Genomic DNA, 6015 nt, shown 5'->3' with positions numbered 1-6015 from the left:
AAAGATCCTGAACACTTTATCTCCATAGACACTACAAAACGATTTCTGATAAAATCAAACATGAACCATTGCTATTCAACGGGTATTTTATATGTAAAATCAATACGACCGTCAAAGTCGGGAAAAAATATAAAGGATATTTTTCCAAAAATATCCTTTATATTTGGAAAAATAACCTTTATATTTTTACGCCTGTTTTTTCGTTGATTTTCAATATGTAAAAAATGCCCGTTGACGGAGTTAAATTAGTCGATATTTAATTCGCCAACGGGTTTTTAGTTAACTGTCTATCTGAAAAGACTTTACTCCCACTGTCTCAATTCCGCAGCAATAAGCTGATATTCCTTTTCGGTTTCCAAGTATTGATCTACCGCATCATAATACGCTGATAGCTCTAATAAATAGTTGATCAGGGACAACTGCTTTTGCTTGAAGGCTTTCTCTAATAATTCTTCATTACTTGAGGTCTTTAATAGCTGATCATATTCCTGAAGCACACCATACAATTTCTGCGCTTTCTCATAATTACTTTTCAACTCATTTTGAAATTGTAAACGGGTATCATCGTATTGCGCTTGCATGGCAATAGTTCTTGCTTTTTGATGCCTGACCGTATTTTTACCTTCCCATAATGGAATAGAAACACCTACACTTACACCTTGTTGAGTTGTACCCGGAACACGTTCGCTTACATAACCGGCACTTAGTTTGGGCAGGTTTAACGCTTTAGTCAGTTGTTCCTGTTTTCTGCTCAACGCAATATCCTGTTCGGTTGCTTTGAGATTCGGATTCCGTTCTTCAGCAAGCAAAAGCCAGGAAGAAAAATCCTTCGGCAACAAATAATCCGAATAAGACAACAGAAGTTCCGTATTGACAGGCATACCTCCATTCAGTGTTTGTAGTTTGTCTGACAACGCTTTTTGTTCCACCTGATTTACTTCGTAAGCCTTACGGGTATTCAACAAGTTCAGTTTTGTTTTATTATAATCAATTATATTGATCTCACCTTTGGAAAAAAGCGTTTCATAGCCTTCGGCTAATTCTTCTGCCTGTTTTAAACGTTTTGAAAGTTGCTTTTCAAACAAATTTCTATACGTTAATTCGATACAGATTAATCTGGCTTCCTGTATGATAGCACGTTCCTCAGCAGCGAATAAGAAATCCACCTGCCTGTTCTGTCCTTTGCTGAGTTGCGTCTTATAATGATAGGCCGTAGGGAAATCAAAGGTCTGTGCAATACTCAGGTCTTTCCGGTTGCCTATTTCTGAAGGGCTTCCCCATAAATAACCGAACTCAACCTCCGGATTAGCCGGGTTTATACCAGTCTTATTGGCTATTTTATCCGCAGAAGCCTTTTCTCTCAAGGCATTCAATGTGGTATTATTCTGTTTGATACTTTCTAAAATCTGCCCTTCATCCTGTGCCCAGACAGGAGAAAGGAGAGACGAAAGTAAAAGCATATATATTGTCTTTTTCATACGACTACTTTATTCTATTGTTATTGACTCGTTCTTTATTTCCTTCCTGTGCATCATTCTATAGATGATCGGAACGATATACATGTTCAGCAAGGTAGAAGTAAACAAACCTCCTAAAATCACTTTCGCCATCGGACTTTGTATCTCATTGCCCGGAAGGTCTCCCTGAATAGCAAGTGGAATCAGAGCTAACGCTGAAGAAAGGGCAGTCATTAAGATCGGATTCAGACGGTCTAATGAACCTTGTCGGATGGCATTATCAATGCTGTTGCCATTAGAATAGAGGTCGTTATAATGTGCCATCAGCAGAATTCCGTTTCGGGTAGCAATACCAAACAACGAGATAAATCCGATAATAGCCGGTATGCTTATTTCTCCCGAAGTGAAAAGAACAGCATATACGCCTCCAATTAGCGCAAGTGGCAGGTTTAACAGAATAACAGCGGATTGTGCAGCGTTCTTGAATTGGTGATAAAGCAATAAGAATATAACCAATATAGCAAATAACGATGTTACAAGTAGCGTACGTGATGCTGCCTGCTCACTTTCAAACTGTCCTCCATATTCAACATGATACCCTTCCGGCAGTTGTATGCTTTCGTCCACTTTTTGTTGTATATCATTCACTACTCCACGCAAATCCCGTCCGGCCACATTCGCTGAAATGACTATCTTACGTTGTACGTTTTCCCTGCTGATTGTGTTAGGCCCTGTTGTTGACGTTACTTCTGCTATATATTCAAGAGGTATTTTTCCCTTGTCTGTATCAATAGAGAGGTGTTTAATCTTTTCGGCCGTATCTTTATATTTATCATCAACCTTCACAACTAAATCAAACGTTTTTCCTTCTTCATATACTTGCGACACAACCTCTCCGGAAAGCATTGTTCCGACAACTTCCGCAAACTCAGGTAATGTTACGCCGTATTTAGCCATGATTTCCCGTTTAGGCTTAATGGTCAGATTAGGACGTTCTACTTGTTGCTCTACATTAAGATCTGCAATCCCGTCGATACCTCCGATTGTGGACTTGATCTGATTTCCGATCGTGTACAATCGGTTTAAGTCAGCGCCGAACAATTTAATTGCAATGTTTGCTTTTGTTCCTGACAGCATATGATCGAGACGGTGAGAGATGGGCTGTCCAACTTCCGAGCTGATACCCGGTATGGCTGCTAATTTTTCGCGTACTTCTTCTAACAGCTCGTCTTTGGAACGATTCTTCAGAAGAAAAGGAGCTTCTATCTCTGATACATTCACTCCGAATGAATGTTCGTCTAATTCAGCACGACCTGTCTTGCGTCCTACCGTCTGAATCTCCGGTATTGTTAATAATGAATTTTCAACCTGACGACCAATTTTATCGGATTCATCAAGTGAAATACCGGGCAATGTATTTACAGTAATCGTAAAAGATCCTTCATTAAATGGAGGCAGGAAGTTGCGTCCTAAGAAAAAGAAAATCACTAATGCCGAAACAAGCAATATTCCGGTACCAGTAAGTACCTTTTTCTGGTTTAAAAGAGCCCAGTGTAAACTGCGTTTATACCATTGTTTTAATTTAACAACCAATCCTACTTCTTTGTCTGCTTTCTCTTTTTTACTTCTTCCCAGTAAATAACTACATAAGACCGGAGTTACCGTCAATGCAACCAATGTAGAAGCAAACAGAGCTGTAATGAACGCTATTCCCAAGGGGATAAGCATACGTCCTTCCATGCCGCTCAGAAAAAACAGAGGAACAAAACAAGCGATAATAATTAATGTAGAATTTAGAATCGGCATACGAACTTCTTTAGATGCTTCAAACACAACATCCAATATCTTTAGCCTCTCGGATTCAGGTTTTAGTTTATTTTCCCGAATATGTTTAAATACATTTTCAACATCAATAATAGCGTCATCTACCAATGAACCGATTGCAATAGCCATACCTCCGAGACTCATTGTATTAATTGTAAGCCCCATCATCTTAAGTGATAAAATGGAGGCTAAAAGGGCAAGCGGTATGGTAAGCAATGATATAAACGTTGCGCGAACGTTCATCAGAAACAGAAAAATAATAATGACAACAAACAAAGATCCTTCATAAAGCGATTTCTGCACGTTGCCGATCGAACTGTTTATAAAGCGTTCTTGTCTGAATATATCTGTGGAGATAGTCACATCAGCAGGCAGGTTTTTCTGTAGATCGAGAATAGAGGCATCGAGCTTCTTTGTCAATTCCAATGTATTGGTGTTCGGTTGTTTCGTGACAGTCATCAGCACAGCCGTTTTGGCTTTCTCTGAAGCAACGCCTAAACGAGGTTTCTTGCTTTCTATCCGTATCTCTGCAATGTCTCGGAGCAGTACGGGATAATCCTCTCTTTTGGCGATTACCGCTTTGCCTAACTCGTTTATTTCATTGCTTTGAAGAAGTCCGCGTATGATGTATTCATTGCCATACTCATAAATAATTCCACCGGAAGAGTTTCTGTTCATGTTACGGACTGCAGTAAGAACTTCATCTAAACTAATACCGTAATGTTTCAGTCTCCCGGGATCAAGCAATAGTTGATATTCTTTAATATCACCTCCAATAACCGTAACCTGCGCAACTCCACCGGTGGACAATAAACGCGGACGAATAGTCCAGTCTGCAATCGTTCTCAAGTCTTGTAAAGACGTTGAATCCGATGTCAGACCGATCGTTAACACTTCACCCATAATTGAAGATTGAGGCCCCAATGTGGGCTGACCAATATTTTCGGGGAGTGCATCTCCGAGAGCGGCTAATTTTTCTGTCACAATTTGTCTGGCGCGATAAATGTCCGTACCCCATTCAAATTCGACCCAAACAACGGAAAAACCAGTAGTAGAGGAAGAACGTACACGTCTTACATCTGTGGCTCCGTTTACAGCCGTTTCAATAGGAAAAGTCACAAGTCTTTCTACTTCTTCTGAAGCCATACCATTTGCTTCAGTCATCACAACAACCGTTGGTGCGTTCAGATCAGGGAATACGTCAATCTCCATATTACGGGCAACATACAGTCCTCCGAACAAAAGTAAAAATGCCCCGACAAGAATTGCAATCCGATTGTTTAACGAAAAATGTATTATTTTATTCAGCATAATCCATCCTCCATATTAATGTTCATGTCCGTGAGGAATAGACGCTGAAGCCGTTGAAAGTTTTATATGGTAAGCACCTTTGCTGACAACCTTCTCTCCTTCGGAAATACCGGAAAGTATTTCGGTTTTTTCTCCGTTTGAAATACCCGTTTTCACTTCCCGTTTTTGATATCCTTCTTCATCTAATTGTACATAGACAAAGAACAATCCTTGCTCTTCCGTTAAAGTAGATACCGGAACCGTTAGCGCTTCTTTTATTGGTTTTCCAAGTAAAAATACTTCTGTATAAGCACCCGGCAGCACATCTCCAACATTGTCAAAATCAAAAAACACAGGAATATAATACGAGCCTCCAGCCGATTTTCCAAAAGAAACCAAACGTCCGTTCAGCTCTGATAATTTATAGATTTCAGAACTATAAGGAGTCCGGAAATTAGCAGAAGAGATACTTTTCAGTTTATTGTAATGGCTTTCAGAAACGTCAGCTCTCAATTGGAGTTTACGGTTTTGAGTGATCGTAAACAGAGGAGTGCCGGCTTCTACATAATCACCCTCATTTACCAAACGATTCTTTATAAAACCATTTATGGGTGATGTGATATTAGTTCCTTTCTCAGACTGTTTACCGGCAGACGCGTCATAAGCAATACGGGCATTTTCGTAAGCCAATTTTATTTCATTGTACTCTTTTTCAGAGATCAGTTTGTCCTTAATTAATGCATCAGCACGTTTGAAATCCTTCTCGGCAATCTGATAGGCCGATTGAGCTTTCAACATCGGATCTCCATCCAGCATCTTTTTTGAGGAAACGGCAACTAACGCTTCTCCGGAACGAACAGCTAATCCCGGATTTTTTCCTCCCGAATAAAACGTTACGATACCACTTGTGGTAGCCGCTACTGTTATTTCATCTCCGGTAGCAGAAAGTATTTGTCCGGATGTTTTAATCACTTCCGAAAGACTTTCAGGCTCTACGACCACCACTTCAAGTCCACAGGCTTTAGCCTGCGCTTCTGTAAACAGAATTTCGTCGGTGTGTCCTTCGTGATCATGATTATGCCCTTCATGGTCGTGGTCGTATTCTTCATCTCCATGGTCATGGTTATGTCCTTCATGACTATGTTCATGTTTCTGTTCAGCTGTTTGTTTATCTGCGGAATTACACCCCCAGCTAAAGGCTAAAAGACATAGCCCGTATATCAAATATCGCTTCATTCGATTATTATTTTAGTAATGAAAAAGTAATTCAATTAAAGACAAGATGTCTCTAATAAAATATTTTGATAAATAAAATAAGAATCAACTAATAACAACGTTGTTATCAGGAATGAAAAGACATGGGGGGAGCCCGCAGACTATGGATAGAGTCTGCAAGAACTGAAGTGTATAACAGCAGATAGGGTTTATGCTGTCGTTCCTGAGT

Annotated in this window: 3 protein-coding genes; all 3 read right to left on the bottom strand. The window is 39.8% G+C overall.

The genetic code is table 11. The features are described from left to right. Positions 1 to 302: 302 nt before the first annotated feature. The 3 genes from PHT93_RS14935 to PHT93_RS14925 are packed head-to-tail and all read right to left on the bottom strand — an operon-like array spanning position 303 to position 5807. The gene (locus PHT93_RS14935) at positions 303 to 1478 is read right to left on the bottom strand and encodes a TolC family protein (protein ID WP_300244538.1); all 1176 of its coding nucleotides are present in this window, start codon (positions 1476 to 1478) and stop codon (positions 303 to 305) included. 9 nt (positions 1479 to 1487) lie between these two features. Further along, complete coding sequence (locus PHT93_RS14930) at positions 1488 to 4592, bottom strand: efflux RND transporter permease subunit (protein ID WP_300244535.1); 3105 nt, start codon at positions 4590 to 4592, stop codon at positions 1488 to 1490. Between the two features lie 15 nt (positions 4593 to 4607). Then, positions 4608 to 5807, bottom strand: a complete 1200-nt coding sequence (locus PHT93_RS14925; RefSeq protein ID WP_300244533.1) for an efflux RND transporter periplasmic adaptor subunit — start codon at positions 5805 to 5807, stop codon at positions 4608 to 4610. Positions 5808 to 6015 lie beyond the last annotated feature (208 nt).

The sequence above is a fragment of the Massilibacteroides sp. genome, from assembly GCF_028705895.1.
Classification (GTDB): Bacteria; Bacteroidota; Bacteroidia; order Bacteroidales; family Tannerellaceae; genus Massilibacteroides.
Note: the sequence above shows the minus strand (reverse complement) of the source record. Positions and strands in the feature narration are given on the sequence as shown.